Origin of the sequence: Methylophilus sp. VKM B-3414, assembly GCF_032248435.1 — a bacterium.
Lineage (GTDB): Bacteria > Pseudomonadota > Gammaproteobacteria > Burkholderiales > Methylophilaceae > Methylophilus > Methylophilus glucosoxydans.
On the sequence record NZ_JAVTLI010000004.1, the window covers coordinates 1 to 13,535 of the forward strand.

A 13,535-nucleotide genomic window follows, 5' to 3' on the forward strand; every position below is an offset into this window, starting at 1 on the left:
TGCTCATTTAATACTCCTATTAACCTCAAGTATGAGGCTAAAAAGTATCTAATGCAGCCGGGGCGATTCAGATAAACCTGAGATTGACGGGATTAATTTCTGACTTTCAGATAAAGATGGCGAAAACACTTGCAGATATTAATCAGATTTTAGTTGATAAACAAAACCAAGAAGTTTAAAAACGAAGTGGTGTTTTGTGAAATCAAAGGGGTCAGTCCTTCGATACTTAAATCCGCATAATCATATCGCCATACCCCACCAACTGGTTGTCATGGGTCATTAAGTGCATCGGCTCATATAAGGCTTGAGCAACCAGCAACCAGCAGGCGGTCAAATGGGTCTTGGTGAATCGCTGGTAGCGTTTCTGTGAGCGTGGTATGTTCGGGTTGAATTGGCAGAATTTTATAACCAGACTCTTCAAAGTATTTGAGTGCTTCTTCGCTACCCACTGGCATGTCACCACGAGCCAGGTGATGTTTGATCGCAATTTCCCAAATGCTCACAGTGCTAACCTAGATATGGGTGTCTAGGAGTGGTTGTATGTGTTATTGGCCTATAAACAAGTGGGCTACTTCTGCGTTGTGCGTATCAATACTCTCTGGCACAACAAACTTTCCTTTGGCGACCCCTAGCCGTTTGTGTTCAGTGGCGGCATCCATCGCCACCAGTTTGGCCGCAGGTCGGCCATTTCTGGAAATAATCACAGCCTCAGTTTCCCCGCTTTCTACCGACTCGACTAACCGTGATAGGTTTGTTTTTGCCTCACGCATGTTAACTGTTTGCATCATTTACCTCCGATTTATCTCAGGAATAATTGGGGTCAGAGTAGGAGTTAAACTGGATTCACTTTCTTTAAGGCTTCATTAATCCGTGTTTGCCAGCCTGAACCAGTCGCCTTAAATTTTTCCACCACATCATTATCCAGCCGGATATGCACTAATGTTTTATGGCTGCCAACTGGCCTGCCGCGCATTTTTTTGAATTGCCCATCACTTACTTCAAACGTATCTGGGTCGGCTGCTATACCTTCGTTGATGCGTGCTTCTTCATCAGCATCTGGTAGTTCAAGTTCCAGATCTTTAACCTTCAATGTTTTGGCGTGCTTTGACATATCTTGTTACCTCGCGGATATTGGCTTTACGCAAACTAATCACATGAATCACTTCATTGCGTTCTGTATAAACGATGCAATACAGACGATTCCCTAATGGCGCGTAACCTATAAAACGAACTTCGCCATAGTCTTTTCGTTCGTCTTCAATAAATAACAGCAAGCTCCAATCAAGTAATTTTGCATCCTCCAGCGATATGCCATGCTTTTGTATGTTTGTTAAGTTTTTGAGTTGAGTGAAGCCGAATTTCATATTATTGTAATTACAATAAATAATTAGTCAATGTTAGGTTTGTGTGAACATAACATATGTTAATTAATGTTGTGTAAAACATTTTGTTAAGCGGCGTACTAAACCAATTCCATAACTACTACTCTCAAATATAATCCTTACTTAACTCTAAAAACTCTCAGGTAAACCCATGCGAACCGAAAACGCTGTTGCACCAAAAACTATCTACCTCAAAGACTACACGCCCGCGCCTTATCTGGCGAAACAGGTGAATTTGAGTTTTAACCTGTTGCCGGGCAAGACGATTGTGACCTCTGAAGTGAGGTATGTGAAAAACCCGGTGGGGGTATCGAGCGACTTGGTGCTGGATGGTGAAGAGCAGACGATTGTTTCATTGGCAAAAAATGGTGTGCCATTGAGCGATTACACGGTGGCCGATGGGCAGATGACGATTGCGAGTCCGGGGGATGAATTCACGCTTACCATCGTGAGCGAGATTAACCCCGAGGCCAATACGGCGCTGGAGGGCTTGTATCAATCACAAGGCACGTATTGCACGCAGTGCGAGGCTGAGGGGTTTAGACGCATCACTTACTATCAGGACAGGCCGGATGTGTTGAGCGTGTTTACGGTGCGTATTGAGGCGGATGCCAAGGCGTATCCGGTGATGTTGTCGAATGGTAATTTGCAGGAAGAGGGCGGTTTGCCGGATGGCAGGCATTACCGTGTCTGGCATGACCCATTCCCCAAGCCTTGTTATTTGTTTGCGCTGGTGGCGGGCGACTTGGTTCGGGTGGCGGATACGTTCACCACCATGACGGGCCGCACCGTAGATTTGCATATTTACGTGCGTGCGGGCGACGAAGGGCAGTGCAGTCATGCCATGGAGTCACTGAAAAAATCCATGAAGTGGGACGAAGAGGTGTGTGGCCGCGAGTATCAGCTCGACCTGTTTAATATTGTGGCGGTGAGCGATTTTAATATGGGTGCGATGGAAAACACTTCGCTCAATGTGTTTAACACCGCGTTGGTGCTGGCGCATCAAGAGACCGCGACCGATAGCGACTTTATGAGTGTGGAAGGCGTGATTGGTCACGAATACTTCCACAACTGGACGGGTAACCGAGTGACTTGCCGTGATTGGTTTCAATTGTCCTTGAAAGAAGGCTTTACCGTGTTCCGTGATCAGGAGTTTAGTGCAGACTTGAACTCGCGTGCGGTGCAGCGGATTGACGATGTGAATGGCTTGCGCCGGTTACAGTTCCCTGAAGATGGCAGCCCGCTGGCGCACTCAGTGCAGCCGGACCAGTTTATCGAGATCAGCAACTTTTACACTAAAACCATCTACGACAAAGGTGCTGAGCTGATCCGCATGCAGCATACCTTGCTTGGGCCACAGATCTTCCGCAAAGCCACCGATTTGTACTTTGACCGTTTTGACGGCCAGGCGGTGACCTGTGATGACTTTGTGCAGTGCATGGCAGAAGCTTCTGGCCGTGACATGACGCAGTTTTTCAGGTGGTATAAACAGGCAGGCACGCCCACCTTGGTCGCCAGCAGCCATTACGATGCGGCCCAGCAGCGTTATACGCTAAGCTTTAAACAATCGCAGCCGGAGACGCCGGGTCAGGCCGACAAGCAGCCCTTGCATATCCCGATTGCGGTGGGTTTACTGGCCGCGGACGGCAGCGAGATTGTGCCTACGCAAGTGCTGGAAATGACGGCACGTGAGCAATCATTCACTTTCGATGGCATCGCTGCCAAACCAGTGCCTTCGATCCTGCGTGGCTTTTCGGCCCCGGTCAAACTGGAGACCGATTTAAGTGACGATGACTTGCGCCTGTTGCAGGTGCATGACACCGATGGCTTTAACAAATGGGAGGCTGGGCAGACGCTGGCATTGCGCACCATACAGCGTGTGATGGCAGATCCGCAGGCGGATATCAGCCAGTTTATTGCCGATGTCGGCGCCCTGATTGCGCAAGGCTTGAGCGGGCAGGGTGACAAAGCCTTGCTGGCGCGCGCCTTGAGTTTACCCATGATAGGTGTGATTGGCCAATATCTGCCGGTGATAGACCCGGCAGCCATTGATGCGGCGCGTAGCAGCATCCTCACCCAGATCAAGCGTGCGCATAAAGACGCTTTGGCCGCGCTGTATGAGGCCAACGCCAATCCGGGCGAGTTCACCATTACCCCGCAAGCCATGGGCCGCCGTGCTTTACAGGCCGCCGTGTTAGTGATTCTGACCACCACCAATGGCACTGGTTGTGCCGCACGCGCCAAAGCGCATTACGATGCAGCAGATAATATGACGGATCGGGTGACTGCATTGTCGTGCTTGTCTGACAGTACACAGCCGCAACGGGCCGAGGTGTTTGCAGACTTTTATACCCGCTTTGAAAAGTATCCGCTGGTGGTCGACAAGTGGTTCTCATTGCAAGCCATTGCCAACCGCGAGCAAATTTTTGATGACCTCGCCTTATTGCGCGCACACCCCGATTTCAACATCAAAAATCCTAACCGCGTGCGTTCACTGTATAGCGCGTTTGCCATTAACAATCCGGTCAAGTTCCATGATCCTAGCGGCAAAGGGTATGCCTTTTTGCGCGATGCAATTATCGAGCTCAATAGCATCAACCCGCAAATTGCCGCGCGCCTTGTGACGCCGTTGCGTGAGTGGAAGCGCTACACACCTGCCTTGCAGGCGCAGATGAAAGCGGCGCTACAAGCGGTGCTGGATACGCCTAATTTGTCGGGTGATGTGTTTGAAGTGGTGAGTAAGAGCTTGAATGGCTAATAAAAAAGCGGAGCTTAAACTCCGCTTTTTTTTAATGGTCTGTTCGCACTATTTCCCCATGGCCTCGCCCAGGCGTATTGGTTTGCCTGGGTGCCAGCTGGCATTAAACTCCAGTACGTCTTTTTCAAATAACATCACCACGGTAGAACCCAACAGAAAACGACCCATTTCTTCGCCTTGTTTCAAGATGATGTGTTGGTTGCTGTAATCCCAATGGATGACTTTGCCCGGACGTGGCGGGTTGATAATGTGGTCTTTGGCATCGTGCCAAACGGTAGCCATGCTGCCGACAATCGTCGCACCGACCAAAACCAGCACAAACTTGCCATGCTGGGCGGATTCAAAAGTGCAGACCACGCGCTCGTTACGTGCAAACAGGCCTGGCACATGGGCGGCAGTCAGGGGATTCACTGAGAATAAATCGCCAGGCACATACGTCATGCTCAGCAGTTTGCCAGCGCATGGCATATGGATGCGGTGATAATCTTTGGGGCTTAGATACAGGCAGGCAAAACTGCCGTTGGTAAATTCGGCCGCCAGTGTAGCGTCCCCGCCCACTAGTGCTTGTGCGGTGTAATGATGGCCTTTAGCCTGAAAAATCTGGCCGTTTTCAACTTTGCCAAACTGGCTGATCGCGCCATCCACCGGGCATACAAAGGCATTATTTGCCAAGGGCCGGGCATCCGGTTTGAGTGGGCGCGTGAAGAACAGGTTAAACGTTTTGTAGCTGCTGATATCGCCGTTGAGTGCTTCTTCCATATTCACATGGTATTTGCGCACAAACCAGCCGATAAACGCCGTGGTCAGGCCACCCGCTTGCCAGTGCGCCAGTTTGCCGGCGGCGGCGGTGAGGAGTTGTTTGGGGGCAATGTATTGCAGCAGAATGGCGAGTTTCACTTCTTTCCCTTATTGAGTAGCGCTTGGTTGTTGCAAGCAACTTGTTTTTATCATGTCTTTATTCATGATTTTACAAATAAAAAAGCACAGGCGATACATCAGCCTGTGCTTTTTACCTATGGCCGGATTAATTTGTCATCAACCCAACCTTAGGTACTGATTCAAGGTCTAGAATTAGTTCTTAGACTGATCAACCAGTTTGTTTTTCGCAATCCAAGGCATCATGGCGCGCAGTTTGTTACCCACTTGCTCAATTGGGTGAGCAGCGTTCAAACGACGGCGAGCCGTCATTTCTGGGTAGTTGGTGCGGCCTTCCAGGATGAACTGTTTAGCGTAGTTACCATTCTGGATGTTTTTCAGGCATTGACGCATAGCCTCTTTGGACTGGCTGTTGATCACTTGTGGGCCTGTCACGTACTCACCGTACTCCGCGTTGTTGGAGATGGAGTAGTTCATGTTGGCGATACCGCCTTCGTACATCAGGTCAACGATCAGTTTCAGTTCGTGCAGGCACTCGAAGTAGGCCATTTCTGGCGCATAACCAGCTTCAACCAGCGTTTCAAAGCCGGCTTTCACCAGTTCAACCGCGCCACCACAGAGTACGGCTTGTTCGCCGAACAAGTCAGTTTCTGTTTCTTCGCGGAAGTCAGTTTCAATCACGCCACCTTTGGTGCCGCCGTTGGCTGCAGCGTAAGACAAAGCGATGTCTTTAGCTTTGCCTGAAGTGTTTTGGTAAACCGCGATCAATGAAGGTACGCCGCCACCTTTGAGGTATTCGGAACGCACGGTGTGGCCTGGGCCTTTAGGGGCGATCATGATCACGTCCAGGTCTGCGCGTGGCACGATCTGGTTGTAGTGAATGTTGAAGCCGTGGGCGAATGCCAGTGCTGCGCCTTTTTTCAGGTTAGGCGCGATTTCGGCATTGAAAATTTCTGCCATGGTTTCGTCTGGCAGCAATACCATGACCACGTCAGCGTCTTTAACCGCTGCTGCGATCTCTAAAGTGGTGTGACCAGCACCTTCGGCTTTGGCCCAGGAGCCGCCGCCTTTACGCAAACCAATGGTGACATTCACGCCGCTGTCGCGCAGGTTGGCTGCGTGTGCATGACCTTGGGAACCGTAGCCCACAATCGTCACTTTTTTGCCTTTGATAATGCTTAAGTCGGCGTCCTTGTCGTAATAAACGTTCATCTCTGCTTTTGCCTTTCAATACAAATGCTTTGTCTGTAAAAAATAATTCCGGTTAAACCTTGAGGATGCGGTCGCCACGACCAATGCCGGAAGCACCCGTACGCACGGTTTCAAGAATCGCGCTGCGGTCTATGGCTTCAATAAACGCATCCAGTTTGCTGCAAGAGCCGGTAAGCTCAATGGTGTAGCTATTGTCGGCCACATCGATAATACGGCCGCGGAAAATGTCGCACATGCGCTTCATTTCGTCTTTATGGACGCCGGTGGCTTTGACCTTGACCAGCATCAGTTCGCGCTCAATGTGCTTGCCATCGTTGAGATCCAGCACCTTGACCACGTCAATCAACTTGTTGAGTTGCTTGATAATTTGTTCAATCACATCATCGGAGCCTGTGGTCACAATCGTCATGCGAGACAGGGTAGGGTCTTCGGTGACCGCCACCGTGAGAGATTCAATGTTGTAACCGCGTGCAGAAAACAGGCCGGCCACGCGTGACAGGGCGCCTGCTTCGTTTTCCATCAGCAGTGAAATAATGTGACGCATTATTCTTCCCCTTTCAGGCGGCTGGCAGTGCGTGGGCTCAATACCATTTCTGACAGGCCCTTGCCGTTTTCAACCATCGGGAAGACGTTTTCTGTTTGGTCGGTTAAAAAGTCCATAAATACAAATTTGTCTTTTCTATCAAACGCTTCTTTGAGGGCGCCTTCTACATCCGCCGGATCGGTGATGCGCATGCCAACGTGGCCATAAGACTCTGCCAGTTTGACGAAGTCAGGCAGGCTATCCATGTAGGATTCTGAGTAGCGGTTCTCGTAGAAGAACTCCTGCCACTGACGCACCATGCCCAAATAACGGTTATTCAACAGAATGACCTTGATCGGCAGGCCGTATTGCGCACAGGTGGACAGCTCCTGGATGTTCATCTGGATACTGCCTTCGCCGGTCACGCAGGCGACTTGTGCATTTTTGTCGGCAAACTGACAGCCCATGGCGTATGGCAAGCCCACGCCCATGGTGCCCAAGCCGCCGGAGTTGATCCAGCGACGTGGCTTGTCGAACTTGTAGTATTGCGCCGCCCACATCTGGTGCTGGCCCACGTCAGAAGTCACATAGGCTTCGCCTTTGGTGACCTCCCATAATTTCTGGATCACGTACTGTGGCTTGATCACGGTGTCTGAATAGGCGTAATCCATCGACTGGATGCCGCGCCATTCATTGATTTGTGACCACCAGTCGGCGGTGTCTGTGCTCTGGTTTTCTTCTTGCGCCAGAATCTCGTTCATGTCAGACAGCACGGATTGCACGTCGCCAACAATCGGCACGTCAACCTTGACGCGTTTGGAGATGCTGGACGGGTCGACATCAATATGAATGATGGTGCGTTTGTGGCTGCTAAAGTGCTTGGGATTGCCAATCACGCGGTCGTCAAAACGCGCGCCAACCGCCAGTAACACGTCACAGTGCTGCATGGCCATATTGGCCTCATAAGACCCGTGCATGCCCAGCATGCCGACAAACTGTTTGTCAGTGGCAGGGTAGCCACCCAACCCCATCAGGGTGTTGGTGACCGGGAAATTCAAAGCCTTAGCCAGTTTTACCAGCTCAGCCGCACCATTACCCAATACCAGGCCACCGCCGGTGTAAATCATCGGACGTTTTGCACTCAGCAACAGCTTGACCGCTTTTTTGATCTGGCCGCTATGGCCTTTCAAAATCGGGTTGTAAGAACGCATCTCTACCGTTTTTGGGTAGATAAAATCAGCCACGTGCGCCGTGATATCTTTAGGAATATCCACGACCACTGGACCTGGACGGCCGGTTTTGGCGATGAAGAATGCTTTCTTGATGGTCGGCGCAATGTCTTTAACGTGCTTGACCAGGAAGTTGTGCTTCACGCACGGGCGGGTCACCCCCACCATGTCGACTTCCTGGAAGGCGTCCATGCCAATCGCTGGCACCGGGACCTGACCACTGATCACCACCAGTGGAATCGAATCCATATAGGCAGTGGCAATGCCGGTTACCGCATTGGTCGCACCTGGACCGCTGGTGACCAAGGCAACACCGACATCCCCTGTTGCACGTGAGTAAGCATCTGCCGCATGCACAGCCGCTTGCTCGTGACGCACCAGAATGTGCTTGAAGCCATTCTGTTTATATAAAGCATCATAGATATGCAAGACCGCACCACCTGGATAGCCAAAGACGAATTTGACTTTTTCTTCATTCAGGCAGGAGACAACAATGTCCGCACCTGTCATGGATTTGGCGTGGGTGTCTGTCGCAGAGTGGGCTGAGGCGTCCATAAAACCTTGATTTTTCGGCTAATAAATGTTGAACCCTATACATTAACTTGCTTTACTAATTTGGTCAAGATTTCGCGCTGACCGTACCCGACTTTCAGTGATGCCGGGGTCAATATTGCAATCCCTGCAATCAATAGTTGACTTTATAAATGAGAAACATTATCATTTGCATAACAGTTAACGAGAGGCATACACGCCATGCAAAGTTTACAAGGCGCATCACCCAGTCAGTTGTTCGATCCTGACTTGCCGACCGCAAGTGCGGTGCTGGTTTCGCTGAGTTGTGTGGCAACGCGCTATGCCATGAATCCTTCTGAGGATCTGGCCTTGTTGGGTTGCAGTCTGGCCCAGACCTTGAATGCGCCTGAGTATGCAGAGAGTGGTTTGATTACCTCGGCGGCCAGGCAATTGTTGCGTGAATGGCAGGAGTTGTTGCAAGCGCATCAAACCTTTGCCATGCAGCAGGCAGTGTCTGAATTTGTGACGCCGTCGGCCACCATGCAGTGATAGGCGCAAGGGCGCAGGCGCTCGTTGCATTAAGTAGAGTACATCGCATACAAAAAACAAAAGATTAAGAAAGGCAGTATTGAAATGGCAAGAACCACCGGACCTCGACTCAAGATTATGCGCGCCCTGGGCGTGGAGTTGCCAGGGTTGTCACGCAAGTCGATTGAAGATAGACCCAATCCGCCTGGCCAGCATGGTCAGCAGGCTTCGCGTCGTCGTCGCTCGGATTTTGCCGTGAAGTTGGTGGAGAAGCAGAAGATTCGTTTTAACTATGGTGTGAGCGAGAAGCAAATGCGCAAGCTGATGCTGGAAGCGCGTAAAGGTTCGGAGCCTACCGGTGACAAATTGATGTCTTTGCTTGAGCGCCGTCTGGATAACGTGGTGTTCAGGGCCGGTTTTGCGCCGACGGGCATTGCTGCGCGCCAGTTGGTCAATCACGGGCATGTGTTGTTAAACGGCAAGCCTGTCAATATTGCTTCCGTGCGTTTGAAAGTGGGCGATGTGGTCACGCTCAAAGAGAAAAGTCGCAAAATTCCGATGGTGGCCGAGTCGATGGCGACGCCCAGTCTGACCATCCCCGAGTGGTTATCTGTGGATACGACGACCGCCTCGGCAAAAATTGGTCACTTGCCATCCATTGAGGATGTGCCGTTCCCGATTGAAGTGCAGCAAGTGGTTGAATACTACGCTAACCGCGTTTAATTTCGCGTGCAGGTGCAAGCCTGCAGGCCAATGAATTTGAGTGGTGCTCCTAACCCCAACATGTCACTGCTCAAATAGGCGTGTTTTTAATGCGCCAAATTACCCCTGGTAAGGGTGTTCCTTGAAATCTGATGCCGCAGTGCGCAAGCATGTAAGTCGGCTTTTTTTTGGACTGGATTGTAGATGACGAATCGCTTGCAGCCTGAGTTGAATCAAGGGCAAAATGCCGCCAACGCGACTCAGACCGGCGTGCCTGTGGTGGATGCCAATGAATTGCTGGGGAAGCGCGGCGTGGTAGCCATTATGCATGGTCGTGATGAGTACCGACTCACCCGGACCAGGCAAAATAAATTGCTCTTGACCAAGTGTCAGGACAATATTGGGCATGGCGTCTCTTCATGATTAAGAGCGCGTGGTATGTGGTGAAATATCAATGTGAAGCAGGCAACCAGCAGGTTGCCTTCAGCACTTTAATAAACAGTCTTTTTGTAGGAGATGGACGCTAATGGCGCAACGTGAGTCTTTGCGTGGGTTGTCGTTGAAGCCCGCTCGGATGTCGGCTAACAGCTTGCCTGAGTTGAGTTTGCATAAGCGGCAGTTGGGCGAGCTGGCGGGGGTGTTCCGCTGGTCAGTACTGGCGACTGAGCAGTTGCTCATGCGTGACCGCCGCCAGGGTTGGCATGCAGTAGGCATGCTGCTGGTGGTCGCGCTGCATGCGCTGGTGATCGCCAGTTTTCTGCTGTTTGAAGAGGAACTTATTGAGTTGCCCAAGCCAGAGCCGATCACGGTATCGTTGATTACCTTGCCTGCAAAAAAAGAGGAGGCGCCTGCGCCAGAGGTGGTGCCCATCATCAAGCAGCAGCCGGTGGTGAAGCCGGTGATCAAACCAAAGGAAACGCCAGTCAAGCCCATAGAGCGCCCGGCACCAGTGGTTGAACGGATCACGGAAACCACGCCAGATCAGCCCAAGTTTGAAGCCAGCACCCAGCCCGCCGCGCCGCCGCTGGAAGCACCGCAAGCGGCTGCCCCAAGCAAGCCCGCACCTGCGCCTGCTGCGCCACCCAAGCACGAGGTGGAAGAAAAAGAGGAGCCACCAAAGTTTGGCGTGGCTTACCTGAACAACCCGGCACCGGAATATCCGCGATTGTCACAGCGCGCCGGAGAAGAGGGGCGCGTGTTGCTCAGGGTGCTGGTGTCGGCAGAAGGTCACCCGGAGTCGGTAGAGATTTTTAAAAGCAGTGGCTATGAGCGGCTGGACAAGGCGGCACTCAATGCCGTCAAGCAATGGCGGTTTGAGCCAGCCCGGAAAGGCGGCAAGGCGCTCAGTGCTTTCGTCAATGTGCCATTGTCTTTCTCACTCACACAAAATTAAATCAGTTTTTATTGAAAGGAACGTTTGATGCAATCAACTAGTGGTTTGGCATTTATTACCGAGGGTGGGGTTGTCTCGGTCATCGTGGCGCTGGTGCTGCTGACCATGTCGGTCATGAGCTGGTATTTTATTGTGGTCAAGGCTTGGCAAGTCTTCAAGCACAAGCGCGAAGTCACGGCTTATGTAAAGCAGTTCTGGCGCAAAGCAACTTTGCAAGAGGCCCTGCAGGATACGCAGATGCAATCACCAGCGTTCCGCCTGGCGCTGACTGCCGTGGAATCTACCCAGCACCATCAGCAACATGCCAGCCAGTCTCTGGGCGCGGCTTGCAGCCAGGATGAGTTTGTTGCACGCCAGTTGCGCCGTACCTTGTCGCAAGAACAGGCAGGCATGGAGAGCGGGTTGTCTGTGCTTGCTTCTGTGGGCAGCGTGGCTCCATTTGTCGGTTTGTTCGGCACGGTGTGGGGGATTTACCACGCGCTGACCGCGATTGGCCAATCCGGCGTGGCGACCATCGACAAGGTGGCAGGCCCGGTTGGTGAAGCCTTGATTATGACGGCGATTGGTCTGGCAGTGGCGATCCCGGCGGTGTTGGCCTATAACGCCTTTATCAAGGCGAATCGCAGTGTCATGGCCGAGCTCGAGAATTTTGCGCAAGACTTGCATACCTTGCTGACTACGGGTGCGCCATTGATGATCAAGCAAGGTCAGAAACCTGCCAATGTGACTGAGCTGCACGCTAAAGTCGCAAGCAAAGGTGGCAACCTATGATGGGGCAAAATCCTTTTAGCGCGGGTGAACACACCCAGCCCATGAGTGAAATCAACACCACGCCACTGGTGGATGTGATGCTGGTCTTGCTGGTGATTTTTATCATTACTGCGCCCTTGCTGACGCATGCGGTCAAGATTGATTTGCCTCAGGCCACCTCGCAGCCACTGGAGGAAAAGCCGGAAGTGATTGACCTGGCGGTGGATGCAGACGGTAAGCTGTTCTGGAACGATAGCGAAATCCAGGCGCCAGAGTTGGCTGCCAAGTTGCAGGAAGAAGCAGGCAGGCAGCAACAGTCCGAGTTGCAGATTCGCGCCGATAAAAACACCCGCTATCAAGTGCTGGCCGAGGTGTTGGCCAAGGCGCAAACAGCGGGCATGAAAAAAGTTGGCTTTGTCAGCCAGCCGCAACCTTGATTCAAATTCGTCTGAGTTAACCATTGCATATGAAACAGCAAACCATCCGCCGCTGGGCATGGATCCATAAATGGAGCAGTCTGGTCTGTACAGCATTCATGTTGCTGTTATGCCTGACCGGCCTGCCCCTGATTTTTATGCATGAGCTGCATCATCTGCTGGGTGACCAGATTGAAACGCCTGTGATCAGCCATGCCGGGCCCAATGCCAGCATGGATAGCCTGATGGCGGCGGCCAAAGCCCGTTACCCCAAGCTGGTGCCGCAATATATGTACCGCGAAGACGACGAGCCATTGCAGTGGGTGGTCCGCTTGGGTACGACGCCGACTGACATCGCGAATACCCACAATGTGGTACTCGATGCGCGTACGGCACAGGTGTTGGGTGAGCCCAAGGATGACGAAGGCTTTTTATATGTGATGTTCAAGCTGCATGTTGATTTATTCGCGGGCTTGCCTGGCATGTTGTTCCTGGGTTTGATGGGCTTTTTGCTGTTGATTGCCCTTATTTCCGGCGTGGTGCTGTATGCGCCCTTCATGCGTAAACTGCCGTTTGGCGAGATCCGTCACCAGCGTGGCGACAAGCTCAAGCGCCTTGATATCCATAACTTTCTGGGCATCGTCACGCTCTGCTGGTTGCTGGTGGTGGGGGCGACCGGCGTGATCAATGCCTGGTCGGATTTGCTGATTAAATACTGGCAATTTGACCAAATGGCGCAAATGGTCGCGCCCTATAAAAACCTGCCTCCACCGACAGCGTTTGCCTCACTGCAGCAGTCTTTGCAAGTGGCGCAGCGTGCCGAACCAGAGATGGAATTAGGCTTTATCGCCTTTCCGGGCACGCCTTATACCAGCCAGCATCATTATGGCATTTTCATGCGTGGCGATAGCCCGCTGACCAAGCGCCTGTTCAAGCCGGTACTGGTTGATGCACAGACCGCACAGCTGACCGATAGCCGGCCTTTGCCCTGGTATCTGGTGGGCTTGCTGGTGTCGCAGCCGCTGCATTTTGGCGATTATGGCGGCATGACCTTGAAGTGGATTTGGGCGGTGCTGGATCTATTAAGTATTGTGGTGTTGTGGACCGGGCTCAAGCTCTGGTGGAAAAAGCGCCACCAATATGTGCCGGATATTCAAACGCGCATCATACTAAGTGAGGCGAGTTGAGCATCTGGTTTTATGAATAGCGTTTCTTGTGAATATCGACACTGTTTGTGAGTTTAAACCTCTGGG

General features: G+C 51.8%; 16 protein-coding genes. 8 read left to right on the forward strand and 8 right to left on the reverse strand.

The window, feature by feature from the left end; genetic code table 11:
* Positions 1 to 293: 293 nt before the first annotated feature.
* The 4 genes from Q9292_RS05795 to Q9292_RS05810 are packed head-to-tail and all read right to left on the reverse strand — an operon-like array spanning position 294 to position 1,364.
* On the reverse strand, positions 294 to 503 hold the full coding sequence (locus Q9292_RS05795; RefSeq protein WP_313985850.1) for a hypothetical protein: 210 nt from the start codon (positions 501 to 503) through the stop codon (positions 294 to 296).
* Positions 504 to 545: 42 nt separating this feature from the next.
* Positions 546 to 788, reverse strand: coding sequence for a type II toxin-antitoxin system prevent-host-death family antitoxin (locus Q9292_RS05800; protein ID WP_313985853.1), 243 nt, complete (start codon positions 786 to 788; stop codon positions 546 to 548).
* Positions 789 to 832: 44 nt separating this feature from the next.
* Complete coding sequence (locus tag Q9292_RS05805; protein WP_313985855.1) at positions 833 to 1,111, reverse strand: BrnA antitoxin family protein; 279 nt, start codon at positions 1,109 to 1,111, stop codon at positions 833 to 835.
* Positions 1,080 to 1,364, reverse strand: coding sequence for a BrnT family toxin (locus tag Q9292_RS05810; protein WP_313985858.1), 285 nt, complete (start codon positions 1,362 to 1,364; stop codon positions 1,080 to 1,082). Before Q9292_RS05810 ends, Q9292_RS05805 begins: the two co-directional genes overlap by 32 nt.
* A 169-nt stretch (positions 1,365 to 1,533) precedes the next feature.
* Between Q9292_RS05810 and pepN the strand changes: the two genes are divergently transcribed.
* Positions 1,534 to 4,140 (forward strand): aminopeptidase N, encoded by a 2,607-nt coding sequence (gene pepN / locus Q9292_RS05815; RefSeq protein WP_313985860.1) that lies wholly within the window; start codon positions 1,534 to 1,536, stop codon positions 4,138 to 4,140.
* Positions 4,141 to 4,188: 48 nt separating this feature from the next.
* Here pepN and asd read toward each other — a convergent pair whose 3' ends face one another.
* The 4 genes from asd to ilvB all read right to left on the reverse strand — a co-directional run bounded on the left by asd (position 4,189) and on the right by ilvB (position 8,535).
* Entirely contained in the window at positions 4,189 to 5,037 is an 849-nt protein-coding gene (gene asd / locus Q9292_RS05820) for an archaetidylserine decarboxylase (RefSeq protein WP_275356594.1), read from the reverse strand.
* A 174-nt stretch (positions 5,038 to 5,211) separates the two neighbouring features.
* A complete protein-coding gene (ilvC, locus tag Q9292_RS05825; RefSeq protein ID WP_313985865.1) occupies positions 5,212 to 6,228 on the reverse strand; it encodes a ketol-acid reductoisomerase in 1,017 nt (338 codons plus the stop codon).
* Between the two features lie 52 nt (positions 6,229 to 6,280).
* Positions 6,281 to 6,772 (reverse strand): acetolactate synthase small subunit, encoded by a 492-nt coding sequence (gene ilvN, locus Q9292_RS05830; RefSeq protein ID WP_018987330.1) that lies wholly within the window; start codon positions 6,770 to 6,772, stop codon positions 6,281 to 6,283.
* Complete coding sequence (gene ilvB, locus Q9292_RS05835) at positions 6,772 to 8,535, reverse strand: biosynthetic-type acetolactate synthase large subunit (RefSeq protein WP_313985872.1); 1,764 nt, start codon at positions 8,533 to 8,535, stop codon at positions 6,772 to 6,774. Before ilvB ends, ilvN begins: the two co-directional genes overlap by 1 nt.
* 198 nt (positions 8,536 to 8,733) lie before the next feature.
* Between ilvB and Q9292_RS05840 the strand changes: the two genes are divergently transcribed.
* From Q9292_RS05840 to Q9292_RS05870, 7 genes are all read left to right on the forward strand, one after another.
* Positions 8,734 to 9,042: a hypothetical protein gene (locus Q9292_RS05840; RefSeq protein ID WP_194749237.1), complete on the forward strand. Its 309-nt coding sequence runs from the start codon at positions 8,734 to 8,736 to the stop codon at positions 9,040 to 9,042.
* Between the two features lie 84 nt (positions 9,043 to 9,126).
* Positions 9,127 to 9,744: a 30S ribosomal protein S4 gene (rpsD, locus tag Q9292_RS05845; RefSeq protein WP_194749238.1), complete on the forward strand. Its 618-nt coding sequence runs from the start codon at positions 9,127 to 9,129 to the stop codon at positions 9,742 to 9,744.
* A 183-nt stretch (positions 9,745 to 9,927) separates the two neighbouring features.
* Positions 9,928 to 10,146 (forward strand): hemin uptake protein HemP, encoded by a 219-nt coding sequence (gene hemP, locus Q9292_RS05850; RefSeq protein WP_194749239.1) that lies wholly within the window; start codon positions 9,928 to 9,930, stop codon positions 10,144 to 10,146.
* Positions 10,147 to 10,249: 103 nt separating this feature from the next.
* The gene (locus Q9292_RS05855; protein WP_275356596.1) at positions 10,250 to 11,116 is read left to right on the forward strand and encodes an energy transducer TonB; all 867 of its coding nucleotides are present in this window, start codon (positions 10,250 to 10,252) and stop codon (positions 11,114 to 11,116) included.
* Positions 11,117 to 11,143: 27 nt separating this feature from the next.
* Complete coding sequence (locus Q9292_RS05860) at positions 11,144 to 11,887, forward strand: MotA/TolQ/ExbB proton channel family protein (protein ID WP_194749241.1); 744 nt, start codon at positions 11,144 to 11,146, stop codon at positions 11,885 to 11,887.
* The gene (locus tag Q9292_RS05865) at positions 11,884 to 12,303 is read left to right on the forward strand and encodes an ExbD/TolR family protein (RefSeq protein WP_409934473.1); all 420 of its coding nucleotides are present in this window, start codon (positions 11,884 to 11,886) and stop codon (positions 12,301 to 12,303) included. The genes Q9292_RS05860 and Q9292_RS05865 overlap by 4 nt, the downstream gene beginning before the upstream one ends.
* A 29-nt stretch (positions 12,304 to 12,332) precedes the next feature.
* Complete coding sequence (locus Q9292_RS05870) at positions 12,333 to 13,469, forward strand: PepSY domain-containing protein (RefSeq protein WP_313985881.1); 1,137 nt, start codon at positions 12,333 to 12,335, stop codon at positions 13,467 to 13,469.
* Positions 13,470 to 13,535 lie beyond the last annotated feature (66 nt).

Excerpts from the sequence above, each read along its gene's own strand:
- Q9292_RS05800 (WP_313985853.1), bottom strand. The coding sequence starts at position 788 with ATGATGCAAACAGTTAACATGCGTGAGGCAAAAACAAACCTATCACGG.
- Q9292_RS05805 (WP_313985855.1), bottom strand. The coding sequence starts at position 1,111 with ATGTCAAAGCACGCCAAAACATTGAAGGTTAAAGATCTGGAACTTGAA.
- Q9292_RS05810 (WP_313985858.1), bottom strand. The coding sequence starts at position 1,364 with ATGAAATTCGGCTTCACTCAACTCAAAAACTTAACAAACATACAAAAG.
- pepN (WP_313985860.1), top strand. The coding sequence starts at position 1,534 with ATGCGAACCGAAAACGCTGTTGCACCAAAAACTATCTACCTCAAAGAC.
- ilvC (WP_313985865.1), bottom strand. The coding sequence starts at position 6,228 with ATGAACGTTTATTACGACAAGGACGCCGACTTAAGCATTATCAAAGGC.
- ilvN (WP_018987330.1), bottom strand. The coding sequence starts at position 6,772 with ATGCGTCACATTATTTCACTGCTGATGGAAAACGAAGCAGGCGCCCTG.
- ilvB (WP_313985872.1), bottom strand. The coding sequence starts at position 8,535 with ATGGACGCCTCAGCCCACTCTGCGACAGACACCCACGCCAAATCCATG.
- Q9292_RS05840 (WP_194749237.1), top strand. The coding sequence starts at position 8,734 with ATGCAAAGTTTACAAGGCGCATCACCCAGTCAGTTGTTCGATCCTGAC.
- rpsD (WP_194749238.1), top strand. The coding sequence starts at position 9,127 with ATGGCAAGAACCACCGGACCTCGACTCAAGATTATGCGCGCCCTGGGC.
- hemP (WP_194749239.1), top strand. The coding sequence starts at position 9,928 with ATGACGAATCGCTTGCAGCCTGAGTTGAATCAAGGGCAAAATGCCGCC.
- Q9292_RS05855 (WP_275356596.1), top strand. The coding sequence starts at position 10,250 with ATGGCGCAACGTGAGTCTTTGCGTGGGTTGTCGTTGAAGCCCGCTCGG.
- Q9292_RS05860 (WP_194749241.1), top strand. The coding sequence starts at position 11,144 with ATGCAATCAACTAGTGGTTTGGCATTTATTACCGAGGGTGGGGTTGTC.
- Q9292_RS05865 (WP_409934473.1), top strand. The coding sequence starts at position 11,884 with ATGATGGGGCAAAATCCTTTTAGCGCGGGTGAACACACCCAGCCCATG.
- Q9292_RS05870 (WP_313985881.1), top strand. The coding sequence starts at position 12,333 with ATGAAACAGCAAACCATCCGCCGCTGGGCATGGATCCATAAATGGAGC.